Below are 22034 nucleotides of genomic sequence, written 5' to 3' on the forward strand. Positions count from 1 at the left end.
ATTCAGTGCTCAGCTGTTGACTTCCGCGACGAGACTTTCCTAAAGTCGGGCAGGTCAGGCGAGCGGGTCACCTGGCAAGACATGCTCATATGAGCATGCGCGGCAAAGGAGACGCAATGACCTTGGCTCTGGAATGTCGGGAGCTCATCAAGGGGTTCGGCGGTATCCCCGTGCTCAAGGGTGTGAGCCTGGCACTCGAGCAGGGCAGCGTCACCGCCCTCGCCGGGGAGAACGGCGCCGGCAAGTCAACTCTGATGAAGATCGCGTCCGGTCAGTACCGCGCGGACTCGGGCTCGGTGCTGGTCGGCGGCACAGCACTGACGGCCGGCAACATGGCCGAGGCCCACCGCAGCGGAGTGGCGATCGTCCCCCAGGAACTGGCGTCGATCCCCGACCTGACGGTGTACGAGAACCTCTTCGTCGGCCGCGAGCTGCGCCGGGCCGGCTTCCTCGATCGGCGCGGAATGATCAAACAGGCCCGCGCGGCGATGGACGTCTTCGGCGTCGACATCCCGGTCACCGCACGGATGGCCAGCCTCCCTGTCGGCATGCAGCAGATCGTCGAGATCGTGAAGGCCACCCGGACCGGCGCCAAGGTGCTGCTGCTCGACGAACCGTCCTCGGCGATTGCCGAACGCGAGGTCGAACGGCTGTACGGCGTCGTCCGCCGACTCCGCGAGCAGGGTGTCGCGATGATCTACACCACCCACAAGATGGAGGAGATCCGAGCACTGGCCGATCGGGTCGTCGTGCTCCGCGACGGCGAGTTGGTGCTGGACCAGTCGATGGGCGAGACGACCGACGACGAGATCGTCACAGCGATGATCGGCCGCGAGCTCGGCACCCTGTTCCCCACCCTGCCGTCGCCGACCGACGACGTCGCCCTCGAGGTATCCGGGCTCCAGGTCGTCGGGGCGTCGGCGCCGGTCGACCTGACGGTCCGCAAGGGTGAGATCCTCGGGCTGGCAGGGCTCGTCGGTGCGGGTCGGACCGAGTTGATGGAGGCGATCTTCGGCGTCCGCCGCAGCACTGCCGGCGTGATCCGGATCGGCGATCGCCAACTTCCCCGCGGTCGACCACCGGCTGCGATCGACGCCGGGATGGCGATGGTCCCCGAGGATCGCAAGGCCAACGGCGCGGTGATGGGCATGTCGGTGCTGGACAACGCGACGATCCCTCGGCTCGGTCAGTTCAACGTGGCCGGCTGGCTGCGCGGAGCGAGTCGCCGCAGCGCCGTCGACAAGGCGATGGCCTCGGTCCGGCTGCGTTCCAGCGGGCTGGGCCAGGAGGTCGGCACGCTGTCCGGCGGCAATCAGCAGAAGGTCGTGCTGGCCCGCTGGCTGACCGGGCCGGTCTCGGTGCTGTTACTGGACGAACCGACCCGTGGCGTCGACGTCGGCGCCCGGTCCGAGATCTACAAGATCATCACCGACCTCGCCGACAGTGGCGTCGCGGTCGTGATGGCCTCCTCCGACATGCCGGAGATCCTCGGCCTGGCCCATCGAGCGCTGGTGATGAGAGCCGGTGCGGTCGCCGGCGAGCTGGACCGCGCCGACCTGGACGCACCGGACGTCCAAGCCACGATCTTCTCCCTCGCCGCCGGGCTGGAGGCCGACCAGCCCGATCCGGCCCGACCCATCGACCGACAGAAAGTCGAGAGCTCATCGTGAGTCAGAACCTGACGGCGGAAACCACCGCCCCCGACGCGGCCGACGGGCCCGAGATCGAGGCCATCGCGGCACAGGCCGGCCGGGCCCGACGATTCTCCGGGCGCTGGTGGGGCAACCTCGCCCTGCGCAACGCGATGCTGATCGTCGTCGTGCTGACGATCTGCTACTTCAGTTACCGCAGCCTGCGCTTCTCGACACTGGACAACGCCGTGTCGATCCTGGTCGCGGCCGCCCCGTTCGCCCTGATCGCTCTCGGACAGACCTTGGTCATCCTGACCGGCGGCATCGACCTGTCGGTGGGCAGTGTGATCGCGGTGTCGGCGATGGCGTCCGCCGCAGTCGCGGTCGCCAACCCGGGCCAGGTCTGGTTGACCGTCCTGACCGCACTGGTCGTCGGCGCGCTGGCCGGAGCGATCAACGGCTTCTTCGTCTCGGTGATCAACGTGCCACCGTTCATCGCGACGTTAGGCATGTTGACCGCCGGCTCCGGGGCGGCGTACGCGATCGGCGGCGGCGCACCGATCAACGGGCTGCCCGCAGAGTTCGGCGCGATCGCCAACACCCGGATCCTGGGGCTGCAGATCCCGGTGATCGTGATGATCATCGGCATCATCGTGCTGGCGATCGTGATGCGTCGGACCTCGTACGGGCTGCGGGTCTACGCCGTCGGCGGCAACCGGTCGGCAGCTGAGATCGCCGGCATCAACACCCGCCGGATCCTGTTCAGCGTCTACGCCGTCTCCGGCGTGCTGGCCGGACTGTCCGGCGTCATGCTCGCGTCCCGGGTGATCTCCGGACCGCCCAACCTCGGCCAGGGCTACGAACTGGACGCGATCGCTGCCGTGGTGATCGGCGGCGCCAGCCTGATGGGCGGTCGTGGCTCGGTGTGGGGGACCGCACTGGGGCTGCTGCTGATCCAGACCCTGAACAACGGGCTGGACATCCTGCTGGTGCCGTCCTACTGGCAGGACGTGATCAAGGGCGTGCTGATCGTCTTCGCGGTCGCCGTCGACGTCTGGACGACCAAACGAAGGACGTGATCATGAGACTTCCGCATCGACATCCGACGAAACAGAGAGGCGACCTGCCGATGAGCAAGCGACTGAAGGCGATCTGGAGTGCGATCGTCGCCGGCGTGCTGGTGCTGAGCCTGGCTGCCTGCGGCCTCGGCGACCCCAACCGCAAGGCGGAGAGTGGTGAGGGCGGCGCCAAGGCACCGCTGAAGATCGGCGTCTCGGTCTACGACATGAGCTCGTTCATCACCGCCGGCAAGGAAGGGATGGAGGCCTACGCAAAGGCCAACAACATCGAGCTGGCCTGGAATTCGGCCAACCTCGACGTCAGCACCCAGGCCGACCAGGTCGATCAGTTGATCAACGCCAAGGTGGACGCGATCGTGATCGTGCCGGTGCAGGCCAACTCGTTGCAGCCGCAGGTGGCGGCCGCCAAGTCGGCAGGGATCCCGATCATCGCGGTGAACGCCGAACTGGACAATCCCGACATCTCCGGTGACGTCCAGCCCGACGACGTGAAGGCCGGTGCGGAGGAGATGCAGATGATGGCGGACAAGCTCGGCGGCAAGGGCAACATCGTCGTCCTGCAGGGTCCACTCGGTCAGTCCGGGCAGATCAACCGGCAGAAGGGCATCGACCAGGTGCTGAAGAAGTATCCCAAGATCAAGGTGCTGGCCCAGGACACCGCCAACTGGAAGCGCGACGAGGCTGTCAACAAGACCAAGAACTGGCTCTCCGCGCACGGCGACGACATCGACGGTGTGGTGTCGCAGAACGACGACATGGGCCTGGGAGCCCTGCAGGCGTTGAAGGAATCCGGACGCAAGGACGTCCCGATCGTCGGCATCGACGGCATCGAGGACGGGCTGAACGCGGTCAAGTCCGGCGACTTCATCGGCACCATGCTGCAGAACGGGACGGTCGAGCTGTCCGCGGGGCTGGCGGTGGCCGCCCAACTGGCGCAGGACGATGACTCGAATGCCAAGGCGACCTACATCATGCCCAAGATCACCAAGGACAACGTCGACGTCGCCATGAAGCACGTGGTGACCGATCGGAAGGCGTTCCTCGCCGGTCTCTCCGAGCTCACCGCCAAGAACCTGAAGACCGGCAACATCGCTTACGAGGGGATCCCCGGTCAGCAGGAGAAGGGCAGCGGCTCATGATCACTGCCGCCGACACCGATGTCTCCTCGGTCGCGGTCCGGTTGGACGGCAAGGTCGCGGTGATCACCGGCGGCGGCTCCGGGATCGGCAGCGCGATCGCCGACTTCTATGCCGCTTCCGGCGCGACCGTCGGCGTGCTCGATCGGGACCTCGGTGCGGCTCGCGCGGTGGCGGACCGGCTGGGCGGGACCGCCTTCGCCGTCGAGGTCGACGTCGCCGACCAGCAGTCGGTCGGGCAGGCCGTCGACGCGGTGCTCGACACTGCCGGCCGGATCGACGTGTTGGTCAACTCCGCCGGTGTCGCCCGGCTCGCACCGGCCGACAGCATCGACCCCGAGCAGTGGCACAGCACCCTGGACGTCAATCTGACCGGGAGCTTCCTGATGGCCCAACGGGTCGGTCGGACGATGCTGGAGCAGCGTTCCGGCCGGATCATCAGCCTGGCCTCCCAGGCCGCGACGGTGGCGCTGCCCGAGCATGTCGCCTACTGCGCGTCGAAGGCCGGGCTGCTCGGGATGACCCGGGTGCTCGCCCTCGAATGGGGTCCGTACGGAGTCACTGCCAACACCATCTCCCCGACCGTCGTGCTGACCCCGCTCGGCATCGACGCCTGGGACAACGAGAAGGGACGGGCGCATCAGGCCGAGGTCCCGGTCGGGCGTTTCGCGATGCCGAACGAGATCGCCGCCGCAGCCGGCTACCTGGCCAGCGACGCCGCAGCGATGATCAACGGCGCAGACCTGGCCATCGACGGCGGCTTCACCATCCGCTGACCGCCCAACCCGGCCGCTCCATCCACCCTCGGGCCGCCGAACCACCCCGCCCGCACCGTTTGCGTACCTTCGCACCGCGTACTCCTGGTGCGAAGGTACGCAAGTGGTGCGGCGGTGGGTGGGTGTCGGAGGTAGGGTGCGGGGGTGATTGAGTATCGGACGCCCGAAGAGGTCGAGGAGATGCGGCCGGCGGGCCGATTCGTCGGCGAGGTGTTGACCGCGCTCGCGGAGAATGCCCAGGTCGGCACCAATCTGCTCGACCTCGACGCCCTGGCCCACGAGATGATCAAGAAGCGTGGCGCCGAATCCTGCTACATCGACTACCACCCGTCGTTCGGGGCGATGCCGTTCGGCAAGGTGCTCTGCACCTCGGTCAACGACGCCGTGCTACACGGGCTGCCCTACGACTACACGCTGGTCGACGGCGACATGGTCAGCCTCGACTTCGCCGCCTCGGTGGACGGCTGGGTGTCCGACTCGGCGATCACCGTCATCGTGGGCGAGCCGCGGCCCGCCGACCTGCGACTGATCGAGATCACCGAGCAGGCGCTGCAGGCCGGCATCGCTCAGGCCCGGTCCGGCAACCGGCTGGGCGACATCTCGGCGGCGATCGGCGGCATCGGCAAACAGAACCGGCTGAAGGTCAATCTGGAGTTCGGCGGCCACGGGGTCGGCCGGACCATGCACGGCGACCCGCACGTGCCCAACAACGGCCGCCGGGGCAAGGGCCTGCCGCTCCGCCCGGGCCTGGTGCTCGCCATCGAGCCCTGGTTCCTGCACACCACCGACCGGATCTTCACCGACCCGGACGGCTGGACCCTGCGCAGCGTCGACGGCTCCCGGGGTGCGCACGCCGAACACACCATCGTGATCACCGAGGACGAGCCGATCGTCCTGACCGCCCGGGACTGACCGCCGGAACTGACCGCCCGGGCCCGTACCGACGGGCTCAGCTCCGCCGCAGATCGATGCTCCGGTCGCAGCGGGCGATCAGGACCGGGTCGTGAGTGATCACCAGCACCGCCGCCGAAGGCCGGACGGTCATGATCAACTCGATGATGCCGTCGGCGCTGGCACGGTCCAGATGCTCGGTCGGTTCGTCCATGATCAGCACCGAGCAGTCGGCGACCAACAACCGGGCGCAGGCCAGTCGGCGCGCCTCACCGCCGGAGACCGCGGCGCCGAACTCGCCGACCAGTTGTTCCAGCTCGAGGTGCTCCAGCCCGACTTCGTTCAGCGCCGAGCGGACCGCGGTGTCGGAGGCGTCCCGCAGGCCGATCCGGACGTTCTCGGCCACCGTGGTGTCGAAGACGTGCGCATCCTGAGCCAGATAACCGATCCGGCCGTGCACGGTTGCCCGGCCGGCGAGCACCGGGGCGTCGCCCATCAGGGTCGCCGCAACGGTCGACTTGCCGACCCCGCTCGGCCCGACCAACGCGACCCGGTCTCCGGCACCGACCCGGAGATCGATCCCGCGGACCAGCGGCGCAGCTTCCGACCAACCGACCGTCAGCCCGACGGTCTCGACCAGCGGGGCGGCCGACGGATCCCGCCGGACAACGCCGGCCGAGCCAGCCGCCGGGACCGCGGACGATCCGGTCATGATCAACTCCTGGACCCGTACCAGTGCCGATCGGCAGCGTTGCCCGGCCTGGGTCGCGGCCGGCAGCGCCGCCACCACCTCGTGCAGGGCCAGCGGAGTCAGCGCGAGCACCGCAAGCAGCACCGGGGCCAGGTCACCCCGGGCGACCGCCTCCCCGGCGACCACCATCGAGCCGATCACCACTGCACCGGTGACCAGCCATTGCACTCCCGTTGCCAGCCCGGCCAACTGCGCGGCGCGTCGCTCGGCCGCGGCGAGCCGGCCGTCGATCGCCGCCAATCGTTCGATCGCCGCCGGAGCCGCGCCGTAGGCGACCAGGTCGAGCCGGGAGTGGGCGATGGTGGTGATCTCGTCGGCCAATCCGGCGCGCAGCGGCGCCCGCGTCCGGGACACCGTCGCCGACAACCGGGCCGTGAGCCAGGGCAGCAATACCCCGGAGAGCACCGATCCCGCCGACAGCAACACTCCGGCTGCCGGCGAGATGACGGTGATCACGGCGACGGTGGCGACCATCACCAGGGCCGCGGAGATGATCGGGACGAGCACCCGGACGACGAGATCCTGCACCGCGTCGATGTCGGTGATCAGCCGGCTCAGCAGGTCACCGCGCCGCCGCGTCGTCGCACCGTCGGCGAGCCGGGTGAAGGTCCGCATCCGGAGCCGGGCCTGCAGGCGGAGCGCGACGTCGTGCCCGGCGAGCCGTTCCCGATAGCGCAGCACGCCACGTCCGATACCGAGGGCGCGGACCGCGACAACCGTCGTCATCAGATACAGCACCGGCGGATGCAGGGCCGCCTTGGACAGCAACCAGGCCGAGACCACGAGCAGCCCCACGGCACACGCCTGAGCGACGACACCCAGCAGGATCGGCCGCAGCAGCGCCAGCGGCAGCGACCAGTGATGATCATCGGGCTGCTCGACGTCCGGTTCCCCGACCGGTGCGGCGGTGGCCGTCGGTCGAGACGCCAGCAGGGTGCTCACGCTGCCACCCGCTCCGGGGTGACAGCGGTGCCCAGCTCGATCAGGTGATCGGCCGCCGCGATCACCGCAGGCCGGTGTGAAACGACGAGTGCGGTCACCCCGAGACTGCGGATCAGCTCGATGGTCCGCAATTCGGTCGCCGCGTCCAGTCCGGCCGTCGGCTCGTCCAGGATCATCAGCCCGGCGCCGCCGTGTCGGACCCGGAGCAGGGCCCGGGCCAACGCGACCCGGCGTAGCTCGCCACCGGACAGCCGGCCCACCTCGGCCGCGTCGAGCTGCCGCCCAGGATCGAGATCGACGTCGGCCGACCGCAGCGCCGCCGCGACCTGTTCGGCATCGGCGTCCGGTGCCCCGAGCTGTACGTTGGCGGCGATCGTCCCCGGGATCATCCCCGGCTGCTGACCGACCCAGGCGATGCGTCGGCGCAGTTCCTCAAGATCCAGGTCGTCGAGGTCGACATCGTTGATCCGGACCCGGCCCGAGTCCGGTCGCAGCCAGCCCATCATGAGCATCAACAAGGTGGTCTTGCCGCTGCCGCTGGGCCCGACCAGACATGTCAGATCGCCGGCGCGGACCACCGCATCGACGCCCGACAGCACCGGACGAACGGTCTCGCGGTCGGCAGCCGGATACCGGAAGGTCAGACCGGAGGCGGCCAGTTCGACCGGCCCGGTCGGCACTGCAGCGGTGCCGACCCTCGCCACCGGGACCCGGTCGATCAGGTCGAGTGCGGTTCGTGCGGCCGCGGCACCCGCTGCCGCGTCGTGGTAGTGCACGCCCACCTTCCGCAGCGGCAGGTACGCCTCCGGTGCGAGGATCAGGACGAACAGCGAGGTGCTCAGCGACACGTCACCGGCGATCACCCGGATCCCGATCACCACCGCAACGACGGCAACCGACAAGGTGGCCGCGAGCTCGAGCACCAAAGCCGACAGCAGCGCGATCCGCAGGGTCGCCATCGTCTCCACCCGATGAGCCTCACCCGACCGGCGCAGGCCCTCGGCCTGGGCCCGTGCGCGGCCGAAGGCCCGCAACGTCGGCAACCCGGCGACCAGATCGGCGAAGTGATGGGCCAACCTGGCCTGCACCCGCCATCGCCGACCGGTCAGCTTCTGGGTCGACCAACCGACCAGGATCATGAAGATCGGGATCAGCGGCAGCGTGAGTGCGATGATCACCGCGCTGATCAGATCCTGCACCGCGACCGCGATCCCGATCACCAGCGGGGCGGCGACCGCGAGCACCAACTGCGGAAGGTATCTGGCGAAGTAGCCGTCCAGATCGTCCAGTCCGGTGCTGATCAGGCTGGTCACCGTGCCGTGGTCCGGCTGCGGGTCGCCCGGTCGGAGATAGGCCTGGGTGATCTCGCGGCGCAGCTGCGACTTCACCGCGATCGCCGCCCGGACAGCAACCAGGTCCGCCAGCCAGGACAGCAGCCCGCGGGCCAGGAAGGCGCCGGCCAGCCAGGGTGTCACGCTCAGCAACGGTTGCACTGTATGCGTTGTGAACGCCGTGCCGACCCCGGACCCGATGCAGTATGCGATCGCCACCACGCTGAGCGCGCTCAGCGTGCCGATCACGGTCTGCCCGACCAGCAGCCGACGAACCGCTGCCGCCCGCCGCAGCAGTCGCGGATCCAAGGGGCCTGAGCTTGTCGAAGGACTGTGTTCTTGATCGCCGCCCGCATGTTCCGACCCTTCGACAAGCTCAGGGCCCTTGTCGACAAGCTCAGGGTTCTTGCGCCCGGTCATCGTGCGCCGGCGTTCTCCGGTGCGGGTTCGACGACGACCCGCTTCCGGAAGACCCAGTAGGTCCACGCCTGGTAGCCGATCACCAACGGGATCAGCACCAGCGCCGACCAGCTCATGATCGTCAGCGAGTAGTCACCGGCCGCGGCGTTGGTGATCGTCAGCGTCCAGCGCGGATCGGTGCTGCTCGGCAGCAGCCGCGGAAAGAGCGCGGCGAACAACGACAGCACGACAGCTGCGACGGTGAGCGCGGTGCCGGCGAAGGACCAGCCGTCCCGATCGGCGCGATGCATCACCAGCGCGAACACCAACGCCACAACGGCAATCACCGACAGTGCCAGCACCACCGGACGATTGCCGGTCGTCGGCAACAGGTTCAACCAGAGCAATGCGGCGATGCCGAGGACGGCGCTGAACATCCCGGAGACGCCGGCGGCTCGCTTGGCCCGGAGCCGCAGTTCGCCGGTCGTCCGCAGTGCCAGGAACACACCACCGTGGGTCAGGAACAGGCTGAGCGTGGTGACACCGATCAACACCGCGAACGGGTTCAGCAACCCTAAAGGCGAGCCGGTGTAGTCCCCGTTGCTGTTCAACGGCAGCCCGGCGACGATGTTGCCGAACACCAGTCCCCACAGGAATGCCGGCAGTGCGGAGCCGATCAGCATGCAGGTGTCCCAGCGGCGGCGCCAGCGCGGATCGTCGTGGTGATCGCGGTACTCGAAGGCCACCACCCGGATGATCAACGCGACCAGGATCGCCAACAGGGGCAGGTAGAAGGCGCTGAAGGTGGTCGCGTACCAACCCGGGAAGGCCGCGAACATCGCACCGCCGGCCACGATCACCCAGACCTCGTTGCCGTCCCAGACCGGGCCGATGGTGCTGATGATCGCTCGCCGATCTCGTTCCTCACGTCCGAGCAGGGTCTGCCACATCCCGACCCCGAAGTCGAAGCCTTCCAGCACGAAGTAGCCGAGCCAGAAGAACGTCACGACACCGAACCAGAGTGTTGTCAGTTCCATGATCAGATCCGTTCTTGGTCAGAAGGCGTAGCTGAGCGGCTGGTCCTCGACCTCGTCGTCGTCCGGTGCGGACTCGACGGCGGGCAGGCCGGAGGAGATGGTTCGGGTGAACAGTCGGAGCTCGATGACGGCGAGTACGGCGTACAAGATCGTGAAGATGGTGAGCGAGACGATCACTTCGGCGACGCTGACCCCGGGTGACACGCCGGCCCTGGTCTGCAGCAGGCCGAAGACCAGCCACGGCTGACGCCCGGTCTCGGTGAAGATCCAACCGAACGAGTTGGCCAGCACCGGCAGGAACGGCAGCAGCGGCGGGCCGAGTCGCCAGACCAAGCCGAACAGTCCGGTGGTGGCCGGATCGCGACCCTTACGGGTGAACCACAAGATCAACACCGCGGCGCCGAAGGACACGATGCCGAGTCCCATCATCGCCCGGAAGCTCCAGTAGGTGAGCGGGATGACCGGCGCATAGTCGCCCGGACCGTACTTGGCCTGGTAGTCCCGTTGCAGGTCGTTGATCCCGAGCACTTCGGCGGAGAAGTTGTTCTCGGCCAGGAAGGAGAGCAGGTGCGGCACCTTGAGCGCCCACACCTCGTGCTTGCCGTCCAGGGTCCCGATGGTGACGATCGAGAACGACGCCGGTTGTTCGGTGTTGTACAGGGCTTCGGCGGCGGCCATCTTCATCGGCTGGACGTCGGTCATCACCTTGCCCTGGAAGTCGCCGGACACGAACGTCCCGGCCGCCGCGATCAACATCGCCACCGCACCGATCCGCAGCGCCGATCGGAAGGTCGCCCGCTCCTCCGAGGGCCCTGAGCTTGTCGAAGGGCTGTGAGTGTGACTCGCGGATTGGGTCTGCGGTCCTTCGGCGGGCTCAGGACCCTGCTGGCTGGGCCGTGGTCCTTCGACGGGCTCAGGACCCTTGGCGATCCGGACCAGGTGCCAGGCAGCGACCGCGGTGACGATGCCGGCGCCGACCAGGTAGCAGGCGAAGATCTGGTGCGGGATGGTGGTCAGCAGCACCGGATTGGTGAGTAGGGCACCGAAGTCGGTCAACTCGGCGCGACCGTCGCGGATGGCGTACCCGACCGGGTTCTGCATGAACGAGTTCGCTGCCAGGATGAAGAACGCACTGAACAGGGTGGCGACCGCGACGATCCAGATGCAGGCCAGATGCAGCTTCTTCGGCAGCCGGTCCCAGCCGAAGATCCACAGACCGAGGAAGGTCGACTCGAGGAAGAACGCGAGCAGACCCTCCAGGGCCAGCGGAGCGCCGAAGATGTCGCCGACGAACCGGGAGAACTGACTCCAGTTCATGCCGAACTGGAACTCCTGCACCAGACCGGTGGCGACACCGACCGCGAAGTTGATCAAGAACAGTTTGCCGTACAGCTTGGTCAGTCGGAGGTAGCGCGGGTTGCCCGTCCGTAGCCAGGCTGTCTGGATGCCGGCGACCAGGCCGGCCAGTCCGATCGTGACCGGGACGAAGAAGAAGTGATAGACGGTCGTGGTCCCGAATTGGATCCGGGACAGCAGCTCCGTGTCCATGTGCAGCAATCTACTACGCACTGTCGTACTAGCCAAGGTAGTACGTTGATTTGTAGTACCTGAGCTAGGATGGCTACGTGGTGAGTTCTCTGGGAGATCTGGAACGCCGGGTGATGGAGGAGCTGTGGAGCTCCGCCGCCCCGCGTTCGGTTCGTGATGTGCACGCTGCGCTGACCCGTGAGCGTGATCTGGCGTACACGACCGTGATGACGGTGTTGGATCGACTGGCCAAGAAGGGCCTGGTCAACCGTGAGAGCTCCGGGCGTGCCTATCTCTACGCAGCAGTGCAGACCCGTGAAGAGATGGCCGCCGACGTGATGCACGAAGCCCTTGAGGGCACCGGCCAGGACCGGACCGCGGCGCTGGTCGCGTTCGTCGATCGGGTCACCCCGGAGGAGGCGGCCACGATGCGCGAGGCACTCTCCCGGCTCGAGAGCAAGAGCTGAACCTCCCGAAGACATGATCGGCGTCGCACTCGGCATCCTTGCCGTGATTCTGGTCGGACCGGGGTCGATCTGGGTCGGCCGCTGGCAGTTCCTGCATCGGGTCCCCCGGGCCGCTGTGGTGCTCTGGCAGGCAGGCTCGGTGGCAGCGTTGGTGTCGGTGATCGGTGCCGGGCTGGCCCTCAGTCTCGGCCTGTTCCGCCGCCCCAACCCGTCGGTGGCCGAGGTGCTGGTCTACGGCATCATCCTGCTGTTCACACTGGTCGTCGTGCTCCGGTTGATCTGGTCTCTGATCACCGTGGTCCGGATCTCGGGGATGCGGCGGACCCGGCATCGGCAGGCCGTCGATCTGCTCGGGCAGGCCGATCGGCGTCCGGAGCTGCCGAGTCTGCGGGTGATGAGTGAGACCATCCCGCTCGCGTACTGCCTGCCGGCCGTCCGGCACTCCCGGGTGGTGGTCAGCGAGGGAGCCCTGCAGACGTTGAAGTCCGACGAGGTCGCCGCCGTCCTGGCCCACGAGGAGGCCCACCTCCGGGCCCGGCACGACCTGGTGCTGGACACCTTCGCCGCATTGCACCGCGCCTTCCCGATCGCGGTCCGCAGCGACGTGCCGCTGAAGGAAGCCCGGCTGCTGGTCGAACTGCTCGCCGATGACGCAGCCCGGCGTCGGACCGGTCCGATCCCGTTGGCCCGTGCCCTGGTCGCGATGGCGGCGGCGCCGGTGCCCGGCTTTGCGATGGGGGTCAGCTACGGCACCGCCGTCCGGGTCGCCCGATTGGCCGACGAACCCAAACCGCACCGGCTGCTGAGTGTGGCGATCTACCTGCTGGCGCTGGCATTGATCGCGATGCCGGTGGTGATCTTCGGCGCGCCGACCCTCTTCGGTTGGCTGCACCTGACCGGCCTCAACTTCGGCTGGTACTGAGTTCGGGTGCCGGCCGGAGCAGTTCCGCCCGGCTGCCGACCTGGAGCTTGGCCAGGATCCGGGTCATGTGTCCCTTGACGGTGAATTCGCTGATCCCGAGGCGGGTGGCGAGTTGGCGGTTGGTCATGCTGCCGTGTGTCAGCAGGTGCTCCACGATCTCGCGCTCCCTGCTGGTCAGCAATCGCAGATCGTGGTGGGTGGACGGACGCAGGCCGGGCCGGCTGGCCGCGGTCAGCTGCCGCTGGGCGTGCTGGACGACCGCGCGAGCGTCGTCGAGCGTCGCGTCCTGACAGCGACCCGCGACCACCCGCAACTGATGGTCGAGCTGGGTCAGATCCTGCGCCAGGCTGAGCAACACCTGCTCGGCGGCCTGGTCCCGCGGGCTGTCGGGGTAGATCGCCTCCAGGTCGAGCCGCTGGGTCAGCGAAGCGTGGTGGTCCTGACTGATCGCCACGGCGGTGGCCAGCCACCCCAGCGCGGCGACGACCTCCGCATCGAACGCTCCGGCCCGATAGCTGAGTGCAGCGAGGATGCCCAGCACGCTGCCGTTTGCGGCCAACATCGGAGTCACCACCGCGTCCCGGCTGGCCTCGTCGAGCGCGCCGAATTTCACCCCGAGGTGGATCAGATGACCGTCGTCGTGCCGCCACAGATAGGTCCGGCCGGTGTTGATCAGGTGGGCCGAGAGCCCACGCGGACCGAACGGGATGACGTCGCCGCCGTGCGGCACGCCCCGGTCGGTCACGTATTCGACCGACAGCACGCCCGGTTCGATGAACCAGCCACCGTAGAAGCTGTCGACCGGCGCCAATGCCTGCACCGCGTGCAGGCAGGCCTCGAATCGTTGCGTCGGCGACTCCGGTCGCGAACTGCTGATCCGCCGGTCCGCCGCCTGCAGCACTGCTGTCGTGCGGTCCGAGAACCCCATACTTCCCCCTCCGACTCATCCGCATCGGCGATCATCGCCGGGCAGTAGTCAAACCGAAGGAGGGGCCACGGTACTGCCGATCCGGTACGACCAGGGGGCCAAAAGTCGAACCTGTTGCCCGCCTCAGGACTGATCTAGCGTCACAGTCGTCCGATTTGTCAACGCACACAGGAGAAGGTCCATGTCAACGATTCGTCGGCGCATCGCAGGCGCCGTCCTGGCAGCATCGGTCCTCGGTAGCGGCCTCGCACTGGCCGCTGCGCCGGAGGCCACCGCAAAGCCCATCCCCATCGGCGGGTGCGAACTCACGAGCGCGAGGCCGGTGCTGCACCTGGGGTCGAAGGGAACCGCGGTCAAACAGGCTCAGTGCCTGTTGAACAAGGCCGGCGGCAACGTGGTGGTTGATGGGAGCTTCGGGTACCGCACCCGGGCAACCGTCCGGGCGTTCCAAGCCCGTGACCACCTGGAAGTGGACGGTTACATCGGTCCTCGGACCTGGGCGCAGCTCTACAGGTACAACACGTCTTCCTGATCGAGGGGTGACACGACCGAAGGGACCTGAGGGTAGTCGTTCGAACTGGTGTCCGACCGGCTTGATCAGGGCCCTTCCGCCTCCCGGCTACTGGCTCCTTTTCGGTAGGCTGCCGATGCAGCGGCGCGGCAGCGACGGGTTCGCGTCGGCTACTCGAGGAGGAGTGCGCCGATGGTGCAGCTGAGTCCGCAGCCGGGGGACCTGGAGCCGATCGAGACCGCGTCGGTCGATGAACTGCGATCGTTGCAGCTGCAGCGATTGCAATGGACCGTGGCACAGGCGTACGAGAATGTTCTGCACTATCGTGCGGCCTTCGACGCCGCCGGCCTGGTGCCGGATGACGTCACGTCTCTGGACGATCTTGCGAAGCTGCCGCTGACGACCAAGGCCGACCTGCGGGACAACTACCCGTTCGGCATGTTCGCGGTGCCCCGTGAGCAGGTGGCCCGGGTGCATGCCTCGTCGGGCACCACCGGTCGGCCGACTGTCGTCGGCTACACCCGCGACGACCTGGAGGTCTGGGCGACGGTGATCGCTCGCAGCATCCGGGCCGCCGGTGGTCGCGCCGGCGACATCTTGCACAACGCGTACGGTTACGGGCTGTTCACCGGCGGGCTCGGCATCCACGGTGGTGCGGAGAAACTCGGCTGCACGGTGGTCCCGGTGTCCGGTGGGATGACCGAGCGGCAGGTGCAGTTGATCACCGATTTCCGGCCGGACATCATCACCGTCACCCCGTCCTACATGCTGGCGATCGTCGATGAGCTGGAGCGCCAGGGGATCGACCCGCGGTCGACCTCGCTGAAGGTGGGCATCTTCGGTGCCGAGCCGTGGACCGACGACATGCGCGCCGAGCTGGAGCAACGGCTGGACCTGCACGCCGTCGACATCTACGGACTGTCGGAAGTGATCGGTCCGGGGGTGGCCAGCGAATGTGTCGAGACCAAGGACGGTCTGCACATCTGGGAAGATCATTTCTATCCCGAGATCATCGACCCGGTCACTCACCAGGTGCTGCCCGACGGCGAAGAGGGCGAACTGGTGATCACCTCGCTGACCAAGCAGGCGATGCCGGTGATCCGCTACCGGACCAGGGACCTGACCCGGCTGCTGCCCGGCACCGCGCGGACGATGCGGCGGATCGAAAAGATCACCGGCCGCACCGACGACATGATCATCCTGCGCGGAGTCAACCTCTTCCCGACCCAGATCGAAGAGTTGATCTTGAGCCTGGAGCAGTTGTCGCCGCACTTCCAATGCGTCCTGGCGCGCACCGGGACGCTGGACGAGATGACCGTACGGGTCGAACGGCGAGCCGACGTCGCCGATGCCGCAGGTCCGGACGCTCGAGATCAACTGGGCCGATTGATCAAGAACCGGATCGGGGTCTCCGTCGCCGTGGAGGTCGTCGATCCCGGCACGATCGAACGGTCGATGGGAAAGATGCGCCGCATCGTCGACCACCGCCCGCCGCGAGGCGTCACAACGTAGCGAGGTGCTGCCGCGCCGACCTGCGGCAACTAGCGGTTGGGTCGGAGCCCGTCGAGGATCAGTGAGCTGATCTGGGCTGCGAGCTCGGCGGGGGAGTGGTGCTCGTTGGGCCGATACCACTCGGTCAACGAGTTGATCGTGCCCAGGATCAGCCGGGCGGTGATCTTGGGATCGAGTTCGGATCGCAGATCACCGTCGTCGACGGCGCGGCGCACGATGTCGGCGACGAACCGGTCGAAGGTCCGTCGCTGTTCGAGCGCCCAACGCTCGGTGTCGGTGTTGCCGTGCACACTCAACAGCAGAGCGACGTACGGCAGTCGGTCGGCCAGGATCTCGATCGCCCGACGGATCACGTAGGTCAATTGATCAAGCGCCCGGCCGGTGGTCGCAGCCTCGTCCTTCATGATCGACATCAACGGATCGAGGGCATACTCCAGAGCCAGCCGGAGCAGTTGCTCCTTGCTGTCGATGTGGTGGTAGATCGAGGACTTGCTCAGTCCCGAGGCCCGTGACAGGTGCTGGAAACTGGTGCCGTCATAGCCGCGTTCGGTGAAGACCTCGACCGCCACTGCCAGCAACCGGTCGAGGTTGTACTGCGGTCGTGGTTCACCGGACGGCAGCGTACGGGCACGGACGGTCATGATCAGACCGGAGGCCGGACGGCGTAGCGCAGGAAGGCGGTGCCGTTGCCGAATCCCTTGTGGTCCAGCAGTTCGAGTCCCAGCCGGTGCTTGGGCAGGGCTCGCTTGCCACCGCCGACCACCTCGGGCACCAGGATCGCGTGGATCTCGTCGACCAGACCGGCCCGGATGGCCGAGGCGGCAAGATCGGCGCCGCCGACCGAGAGATCGCGATCGGCCGATTCCTTCAGCTGGTGGACGGCGGCCGCGCTGAACTCGCCGGCCAGTCGGGTGTCGGCGGTCCACACCGCGTCCAGGCTCCGGGAGAAGACGATCTTGGTCGCTGCCTTCCAGATCTTGGCGAAGTCGGCCGTCTCCGGTGACCCGGTGGCCAGCTCGGGGTCGGTCTCCCAGACCGCCATCGTCTCGTACATCCGGCGGCCGTAGAGATAGCTGCCGATCGGCCGCTCGAGGTCGTTGACGAAGGCGTGCACCTCGGCGTCGGGAGCGGCCCAGCCGAAGCCGCCGTTCTCGTCCTCGACGAAACCGTCCAAGGACGCGATGTAGGAATAGATCAAACGTGCCATCCGGGTGAGTCCTCTACTCCTTGGCGACCAGGGTCAGCACATCGTACGACGCCGCGATCTCGTCGCGCTGGTTGCGGACCTCCGCGTCCCACCGGACTTCGCCGTAGTCGGCGGTGGCCCGTGGGGTGAGCTGCTTGACGGTCAGCTCGACCCGGATGCTGTCGCCGGGCTTGACCGGCGTCAGGAAGCGCAGGTTGTCGATGCCGAAGTTGGCCAGCACCGGCCCCGGCGCCGGATCGACGAACAGTCCGGCGGCCAGCGAGACCACCAGGTAGCCGTGTGCGACCAGCCCGCCGAAGAACGGGTTCGCCGCCGCAGCCTCGGGATCGGTGTGGGCGTAGAAGGTGTCGCCGGTGAAGTCGGCGAACCGATCGATGTCGGACTGGCTGACGGTCCGGCTGTCGGTGGAGATCGTGTCGCCGATCCGCAACCGGGCAAGGGATTTGCGGAACGGGTGCTCCTCGGACGGGACGCGATCCGAGCCGGTCGTCCAGCGACCGGTGATCGCGGTCATCATGTTCGGCGAGGCCTGGACCGCGGTCCGTTGCATGTGGGACAGCACGGCCCGGACACCGCCGAGCTCCTCGCCGCCGCCGGCCCGGCCCGGGCCACCGTGCACCAGCATCGGCAACGGGCTGCCGTGCCCGGTCGACTCGGCCGCATCCTCCCGGTTGAGCACCAGGATCCGGCCGTGCCACGGAGCCAGCCCGATGGTGACATCGCGAGCGACCCGCGGATCGTTGGTGATCACCGAACCGACCAGGCTGCCGCGACCGCGGGCCGCCAACTCGACGGCCTGCGGCAGCGAGGAATAGGTCAACACCGTGGACACCGGGCCGAACGGCTCGACGTCGTGCGGCTCGACCGCGCCGTCCCGGGCTCGCAGCAGCACCGGCGACAGGAAGGCACCGCGTTCGGCATCGGCGCCGACCGTCGACACCCGATCCGGGTCGCCGTAGACGATCTCGGCCGAACTCCGCAGTGCCTCGATCGCCTTCCGGACCTCGACCCGCTGGCCGAGGCTGGCCAACGGGCCCATCCGGACATCGGGATCGGACGGGTCGCCGACGGTGATCTTGGTCAGCCGTGCGGTCAGCGCTTCGACGATCTCGTCGGCACGTTCCCGGGGGACGATCACCCGCCGGATCGCCGTGCACTTCTGGCCGGCCTTGACCGTCATCTCGGCGACGACGCCCTTGATGAACAGGTCGAACTCGGGATCGTCCGGTGCGACGTCGGGGCCGAGCACCGAACAGTTCAGCGAGTCGGCCTCGACCCCGAGCCGGACGCCGTCGGTCAGCACCGACGGGTGTCGGCGCAGCAGACCGGCGGTGTGCGCGGAGCCGGTGAAGGCGACCGAGTCCTGCGGGCCGAGCTCGTCCAGCAAGGCACCGGCGCCACCGCTGAGCAGTTGCAGCGACCCTTCCGGCAGCACGCCGGAGTCGATGATCTTGCGCACCACGGCCTCGGTCAGATAGCCGGTCTGGCTCGCGGGTTTGACGATGCTCGGCAGGCCGGCGAGGAAGGCCGGCGCCAGCTTTTCCAGCATCCCCCAGACGGGGAAGTTGAACGCGTTGATCTGGACCGCGACACCGGGCCGGGAGGTGTAGACGTGCTGCCCGACGAACTGACCCGCGCGGCCCAGACGTTCCAGGCCGCCGTCGAGGTGGACGGTGTCGTTCGGCAGCTCGCGCCGCGCCTTGCTGGAGAGGCTGAACAAGGTGCCGAAGCCGCCGTCGATGTCGACCGCGGAGTCCCGGCGGGTGGCGCCGGTGCGGAACGACAGCTCATACAGTTCGTCCTTGGCCGCGGTCAGTTGCTGGGCAATCTCCTTCAACAGCAGGGCGCGTTGGTGGAAAGTGAGCTCGACGATCGCCGGGCCCGCCCGCCGAGCATGCTGGACCATCGCCGACAGGTCCAGTCCATGGCTGGAGACGCGAGTGACCTCCTCGCCGGTGCCGGCGTCGAACACCGGCTCGCCCTCACCGTCGCCGCTGACCCAGCGACCCGCGATGTAGCTCTGCAACACTGCGCTCACCACGCCGTCCTCCCGATCCACCAGGTCCCTGAGCCCGTCGCCGACAAGATCCCTGAGCTTGTCGAAGGGCACATCCGTTGCGGAGCTCAGACTCCCGTGCCAGGCTAGTACCGAACGTTCGGTCTGTCGAGGATCGGATCCGGAGGCATCAGGAGGCTCGATGACGACGCCGCTGCACGACACAGCGCCGTCGGAGGAGCCCGCGCAGACCGAGGAGTTCGAGGCGATCATCGCCCGCAACGACCGGATCGAGCCGCGGGACTGGATGCCGGCGGCCTATCGCAAGACGTTGATTCGGCAGATCGCCCAGCATGCGCATTCGGAGATCATCGGGATGCAGCCCGAGGGTGCCTGGATCACCCGGGCGCCGTCGCTGCGCCGCAAGGCGATCCTGCTGGCCAAGGTGCAGGACGAGGCCGGTCACGGGCTCTACCTCTACTCGGCGACCGAGACCCTCGGCACCTCCCGCGACGACCTGACCCGGATGTTGATCATGGGCAGGCAGAAGTACTCGTCGATCTTCAACTATCCGACGCCGAGCTACGCCGATGTCGGCACCATCGGCTGGTTGGTCGACGGCGCGGCGATCTGCAATCAGGTGCCGCTGTGCCGCACCTCGTACGGACCGTACGGCCGGGCCATGATCAGGATCTGCAAGGAGGAGTCCTTCCATCAACGGCAGGGCTACGAACTGCTGGCGACGATGATGCGTGGCACCGCCGAGCAGCAGGCCATGGTGCAGGAATCGGTGAACCGGTTCTGGTGGCCGGCGCTGATGATGTTCGGTCCGCCGGACGGCGACTCGCCGAACACGGCGCAGTCGATGGCCTGGGGGATCAAGCGGGACACCAATGACGCGTTGCGGCAGAAGTTCGTCGACATGTCGGTGCCGCAGGCCGAGGCGCTCGGCGTCACCTTCCCCGATCCCGACCTGCGCTGGAACGCCGACCGTGATCACTACGACTTCGGCGAGCCGGACTGGGAGGAGTTCTGGTCGGTGGTGAAGGGCAACGGGCCGTGCAACCAGCAGCGGATCGAGCACCGCAAGCGTGCCTACGACGACGGTGCCTGGGTCCGGGAAGCGGCGACCGCGCATGCGGCGAAGGTACGGGAGCGAGCGGGATGACCGACCAAGCATCGGAGCAGACCAATGCTACCGAATGGCCGCTGTACGAGGTGTTCGTCCGCGGCAAGCGCGGGCTCAACCACGTCCATGTCGGCTCCTTGCATGCCCCCGATGATCAACTCGCGCTGCGGCACGCCCGGGACGTCTACACCCGACGCAACGAGGGTGTCAGCATCTGGGTGGTGCGCTCCGACGCGATCACCGCGTCCAGTCCGGAGGAGAAGGACCCGCTCTTCGCGCCCAGCGGCGACAAGGTCTACCGACACCCGACCTTCTACAAGATCCCCGACAACGTGCCACACATGTGAGGTGATGATCATGACCTCTCCGTCGACCGAGCATGATCAGCCCGCCGATCACGACAACGCCTATGCCGGGCTGCTGGTCAACGACACGCACTGGGCCTTCGGGACCGACTTCACCGATCCGCTGGCCGGCGTCGACACCGCAGTCCCGGACGGTATCGAACCCTCCGCATTGGCGGCCTACTGCCTGATGCTCGGCGACGATGCGTTGGTGCTGTCACACCGGTTGTCGCAATGGTGCAGCAACGCCCCGGACCTGGAGATCGACATCGCGCTGGCCAACATCGCGCTGGATCTGCTCGGCCAGGCCCGGCTGCTACTGGCCCGGGCTGCGGCCGCGGACCCGTCGGTACGGCCTGCGCTTCCGGCCGGATCGCCGGTGCCGGACGAGGACGCACTGGCCTTCTTCCGTGATGGTCATCAGTTCCGCAACGTTCGGCTGGTCGAGCAGTCGTCGGGTGATTTCGCGGCGACCATCGTGCGGCTGATGTTCTTCTCCTGTTGGCGTCTGGCGTTGCTGCAGCGACTGGTTGACAGTCGCGATCCGGTGCTGGCGGCGATCGCGGCCAAGGGGGTCAAGGAGGTCGCCTACCACCGCGACTTCGCCGGTCGCTGGTTCGTCACGCTGGCCGACGGGACCGAGGAGTCCCGACGGCGGATCGTCGGTGCCATCGAGCTGATCCGGCCTCAGCTGGCGGAACTGTTCACCGATCATCCGGTCGAAGCGGCCGCCGTCGCAAACGGCTTCGGGATTGCACCGTCGTCAACGGCAGCCGAGGTTGACACCGTTGTTGATCAACTGTTCACCGCGGCGACACTGCAGCGGCCCCAGGAGCCGATCAGCACGCCGGAGGCGACGCCGTCCGGTCGTGACGGTCAGCACACCGAGGCGTTGGGTCCGATGCTGACCGAGATGCAGAGTGTGGCCCGTGCGCATCCGACGGGCAGCTGGTGATGATCATGGCCAGTGCTACCCACACCGCGCCGGGGCAGGCCGAGCGTCCCCGCTCGGTACAGCGCGCGCGCCGCATCGCTGCGGCGGTCACCGACCCCGAGCTGCCGATGCTCACCCTGCAGGACCTCGGCGTCCTGCGCGGTGTCGAGGTCGACCGCGAACGGGTGACGGTGACGATCACGCCGACCTACTCAGGCTGCCCGGCCATGGCAACCATGGCCGACGACCTGGTCCACCGGCTCCGCGGTGCCGGATTCATCGACGCCGTGGTGAAGATCAGCCTCGACCCACCGTGGAGCTCGGACTGGATCACCGAACACGGCCGGGCCGCACTCCGTCAGGCCGGCATGTCGCCGCCGTCACCGGCCCCGAGGTCGCCGGCCCCGACGAGCGCGAGGGACCCGATCCCGCTCCGGCTCGGGCCGACCCGCCGCGCGTTGACCTGCCCGCAGTGCGGGTCGAATGCTGTCGAGTCGGTGTCGGAATTCGGATCCACCGCCTGCACGGCGCACTACCGCTGTTCGGTCTGCCGTGAACCGTTCGACCACTTCAAGGAGTTCTGA

General features: G+C 67.8%; 21 protein-coding genes. 13 read left to right on the top strand and 8 right to left on the bottom strand.

Annotated elements, in window-relative coordinates:
• Nucleotides 1-116 precede the first annotated feature (116 nt).
• The 5 genes from BLU38_RS14850 to map all read left to right on the top strand — a co-directional run bounded on the left by BLU38_RS14850 (nucleotide 117) and on the right by map (nucleotide 5534).
• A complete protein-coding gene (locus tag BLU38_RS14850; RefSeq protein ID WP_091525991.1) occupies nucleotides 117-1670 on the top strand; it encodes a sugar ABC transporter ATP-binding protein in 1554 nt (517 codons plus the stop codon).
• Nucleotides 1667-2710 (top strand): ABC transporter permease, encoded by a 1044-nt coding sequence (locus BLU38_RS14855; protein WP_197680126.1) that lies wholly within the window; start codon nucleotides 1667-1669, stop codon nucleotides 2708-2710. Before BLU38_RS14850 ends, BLU38_RS14855 begins: the two co-directional genes overlap by 4 nt.
• A gap of 50 nt (nucleotides 2711-2760) precedes the next feature.
• Nucleotides 2761-3849 carry a substrate-binding domain-containing protein gene (locus BLU38_RS14860; RefSeq protein ID WP_091525993.1) on the top strand — a complete coding sequence of 363 codons (1089 nt, stop codon included), beginning with the start codon at nucleotides 2761-2763 and terminating at the stop codon, nucleotides 3847-3849.
• Nucleotides 3846-4622, top strand: coding sequence for a GolD/DthD family dehydrogenase (locus BLU38_RS14865; protein WP_091525995.1), 777 nt, complete (start codon nucleotides 3846-3848; stop codon nucleotides 4620-4622). Before BLU38_RS14860 ends, BLU38_RS14865 begins: the two co-directional genes overlap by 4 nt.
• Nucleotides 4623-4766: 144 nt before the next feature.
• Nucleotides 4767-5534, top strand: coding sequence for a type I methionyl aminopeptidase (gene map / locus BLU38_RS14870; protein ID WP_091525997.1), 768 nt, complete (start codon nucleotides 4767-4769; stop codon nucleotides 5532-5534).
• 37 nt (nucleotides 5535-5571) lie between these two features.
• On the opposite strand, the gene cydC is transcribed toward map, so the two are convergent.
• The 4 genes from cydC to BLU38_RS14890 all read right to left on the bottom strand — a co-directional run bounded on the left by cydC (nucleotide 5572) and on the right by BLU38_RS14890 (nucleotide 11521).
• Nucleotides 5572-7206 (bottom strand): thiol reductant ABC exporter subunit CydC, encoded by a 1635-nt coding sequence (cydC, locus tag BLU38_RS14875; protein ID WP_157683478.1) that lies wholly within the window; start codon nucleotides 7204-7206, stop codon nucleotides 5572-5574.
• Entirely contained in the window at nucleotides 7203-8846 is a 1644-nt protein-coding gene (cydD, locus tag BLU38_RS14880) for a thiol reductant ABC exporter subunit CydD (protein WP_407939690.1), read from the bottom strand. The genes cydC and cydD overlap by 4 nt, the downstream gene beginning before the upstream one ends.
• Nucleotides 8847-8953: 107 nt before the next feature.
• Nucleotides 8954-9973, bottom strand: coding sequence for a cytochrome d ubiquinol oxidase subunit II (gene cydB, locus BLU38_RS14885; RefSeq protein WP_091526003.1), 1020 nt, complete (start codon nucleotides 9971-9973; stop codon nucleotides 8954-8956).
• 18 nt (nucleotides 9974-9991) lie between these two features.
• Complete coding sequence (locus BLU38_RS14890) at nucleotides 9992-11521, bottom strand: cytochrome ubiquinol oxidase subunit I (protein WP_091526005.1); 1530 nt, start codon at nucleotides 11519-11521, stop codon at nucleotides 9992-9994.
• Nucleotides 11522-11598: 77 nt separating this feature from the next.
• Here BLU38_RS14890 and BLU38_RS14895 point away from each other — a divergent pair, with 77 nt between their 5' ends.
• Together BLU38_RS14895 and BLU38_RS14900 are read left to right on the top strand one after the other, a co-directional pair.
• Complete coding sequence (locus BLU38_RS14895; RefSeq protein ID WP_269458181.1) at nucleotides 11599-11967, top strand: BlaI/MecI/CopY family transcriptional regulator; 369 nt, start codon at nucleotides 11599-11601, stop codon at nucleotides 11965-11967.
• Between the two features lie 13 nt (nucleotides 11968-11980).
• Nucleotides 11981-12889, top strand: coding sequence for a M56 family metallopeptidase (locus tag BLU38_RS14900; protein WP_091526009.1), 909 nt, complete (start codon nucleotides 11981-11983; stop codon nucleotides 12887-12889).
• Here BLU38_RS14900 and BLU38_RS31405 read toward each other — a convergent pair.
• Nucleotides 12870-13817, bottom strand: a complete 948-nt coding sequence (locus tag BLU38_RS31405; RefSeq protein ID WP_197680127.1) for a LuxR C-terminal-related transcriptional regulator — start codon at nucleotides 13815-13817, stop codon at nucleotides 12870-12872. The two genes, BLU38_RS14900 and BLU38_RS31405, sit on opposite strands and share 20 nt — an antisense overlap.
• A gap of 181 nt (nucleotides 13818-13998) precedes the next feature.
• On the opposite strand from BLU38_RS31405, the gene BLU38_RS14910 reads away from it, so the two are divergent.
• Together BLU38_RS14910 and paaK are read left to right on the top strand one after the other, a co-directional pair.
• Complete coding sequence (locus BLU38_RS14910; protein WP_091526011.1) at nucleotides 13999-14349, top strand: peptidoglycan-binding domain-containing protein; 351 nt, start codon at nucleotides 13999-14001, stop codon at nucleotides 14347-14349.
• Nucleotides 14350-14520: 171 nt separating this feature from the next.
• Nucleotides 14521-15840 (top strand): phenylacetate--CoA ligase PaaK, encoded by a 1320-nt coding sequence (paaK, locus tag BLU38_RS14915; RefSeq protein ID WP_091526013.1) that lies wholly within the window; start codon nucleotides 14521-14523, stop codon nucleotides 15838-15840.
• A 29-nt stretch (nucleotides 15841-15869) separates the two neighbouring features.
• Here the strand turns inward: paaK and BLU38_RS14920 are convergent, their stop codons facing one another.
• Genes BLU38_RS14920 through paaZ form a run of 3 tightly spaced genes read right to left on the bottom strand, consistent with a single transcriptional unit; the run spans nucleotide 15870 to nucleotide 19085 of the window.
• Entirely contained in the window at nucleotides 15870-16481 is a 612-nt protein-coding gene (locus BLU38_RS14920; RefSeq protein ID WP_091526015.1) for a TetR/AcrR family transcriptional regulator, read from the bottom strand.
• A 2-nt stretch (nucleotides 16482-16483) separates the two neighbouring features.
• On the bottom strand, nucleotides 16484-17047 hold the full coding sequence (locus BLU38_RS14925; RefSeq protein WP_091526017.1) for a dihydrofolate reductase family protein: 564 nt from the start codon (nucleotides 17045-17047) through the stop codon (nucleotides 16484-16486).
• Between the two features lie 13 nt (nucleotides 17048-17060).
• The gene (gene paaZ, locus BLU38_RS14930) at nucleotides 17061-19085 is read right to left on the bottom strand and encodes a phenylacetic acid degradation bifunctional protein PaaZ (protein WP_091532493.1); all 2025 of its coding nucleotides are present in this window, start codon (nucleotides 19083-19085) and stop codon (nucleotides 17061-17063) included.
• A gap of 160 nt (nucleotides 19086-19245) precedes the next feature.
• Here paaZ and paaA point away from each other — a divergent pair, with 160 nt between their 5' ends.
• Genes paaA through paaD form a run of 4 tightly spaced genes read left to right on the top strand, consistent with a single transcriptional unit; the run spans nucleotide 19246 to nucleotide 22034 of the window.
• A complete protein-coding gene (gene paaA, locus BLU38_RS14935) occupies nucleotides 19246-20211 on the top strand; it encodes a 1,2-phenylacetyl-CoA epoxidase subunit PaaA (RefSeq protein WP_091526020.1) in 966 nt (321 codons plus the stop codon).
• Nucleotides 20208-20519, top strand: coding sequence for a 1,2-phenylacetyl-CoA epoxidase subunit PaaB (gene paaB, locus BLU38_RS14940; RefSeq protein ID WP_091526022.1), 312 nt, complete (start codon nucleotides 20208-20210; stop codon nucleotides 20517-20519). The genes paaA and paaB overlap by 4 nt, the downstream gene beginning before the upstream one ends.
• A 10-nt stretch (nucleotides 20520-20529) precedes the next feature.
• Nucleotides 20530-21471, top strand: a complete 942-nt coding sequence (gene paaC / locus BLU38_RS14945) for a 1,2-phenylacetyl-CoA epoxidase subunit PaaC (RefSeq protein WP_091532495.1) — start codon at nucleotides 20530-20532, stop codon at nucleotides 21469-21471.
• 5 nt (nucleotides 21472-21476) lie between these two features.
• Entirely contained in the window at nucleotides 21477-22034 is a 558-nt protein-coding gene (gene paaD / locus BLU38_RS14950) for a 1,2-phenylacetyl-CoA epoxidase subunit PaaD (RefSeq protein ID WP_091532497.1), read from the top strand.

The sequence above is a fragment of the Microlunatus soli genome (assembly GCF_900105385.1).
Taxonomy (GTDB): domain Bacteria; phylum Actinomycetota; class Actinomycetes; order Propionibacteriales; family Propionibacteriaceae; genus Microlunatus; species Microlunatus soli.

Bases quoted from the DNA above. Each gene is read 5' to 3' on its own strand.
- BLU38_RS14850 (WP_091525991.1), top strand. From the start codon at position 117: ATGACCTTGGCTCTGGAATGTCGGGAGCTCATCAAGGGGTTCGGCGGT.
- BLU38_RS14860 (WP_091525993.1), top strand. From the start codon at position 2,761: ATGAGCAAGCGACTGAAGGCGATCTGGAGTGCGATCGTCGCCGGCGTG.
- BLU38_RS14865 (WP_091525995.1), top strand. From the start codon at position 3,846: ATGATCACTGCCGCCGACACCGATGTCTCCTCGGTCGCGGTCCGGTTG.
- cydB (WP_091526003.1), bottom strand. From the start codon at position 9,973: ATGGAACTGACAACACTCTGGTTCGGTGTCGTGACGTTCTTCTGGCTC.
- BLU38_RS14890 (WP_091526005.1), bottom strand. From the start codon at position 11,521: ATGGACACGGAGCTGCTGTCCCGGATCCAATTCGGGACCACGACCGTC.
- BLU38_RS14900 (WP_091526009.1), top strand. From the start codon at position 11,981: ATGATCGGCGTCGCACTCGGCATCCTTGCCGTGATTCTGGTCGGACCG.
- BLU38_RS31405 (WP_197680127.1), bottom strand. From the start codon at position 13,817: ATGGGGTTCTCGGACCGCACGACAGCAGTGCTGCAGGCGGCGGACCGG.
- BLU38_RS14910 (WP_091526011.1), top strand. From the start codon at position 13,999: ATGTCAACGATTCGTCGGCGCATCGCAGGCGCCGTCCTGGCAGCATCG.
- paaK (WP_091526013.1), top strand. From the start codon at position 14,521: ATGGTGCAGCTGAGTCCGCAGCCGGGGGACCTGGAGCCGATCGAGACC.
- BLU38_RS14920 (WP_091526015.1), bottom strand. From the start codon at position 16,481: ATGACCGTCCGTGCCCGTACGCTGCCGTCCGGTGAACCACGACCGCAG.
- BLU38_RS14925 (WP_091526017.1), bottom strand. From the start codon at position 17,047: ATGGCACGTTTGATCTATTCCTACATCGCGTCCTTGGACGGTTTCGTC.
- paaA (WP_091526020.1), top strand. From the start codon at position 19,246: ATGACGACGCCGCTGCACGACACAGCGCCGTCGGAGGAGCCCGCGCAG.
- paaB (WP_091526022.1), top strand. From the start codon at position 20,208: ATGACCGACCAAGCATCGGAGCAGACCAATGCTACCGAATGGCCGCTG.
- paaC (WP_091532495.1), top strand. From the start codon at position 20,530: ATGACCTCTCCGTCGACCGAGCATGATCAGCCCGCCGATCACGACAAC.
- paaD (WP_091532497.1), top strand. From the start codon at position 21,477: ATGGCCAGTGCTACCCACACCGCGCCGGGGCAGGCCGAGCGTCCCCGC.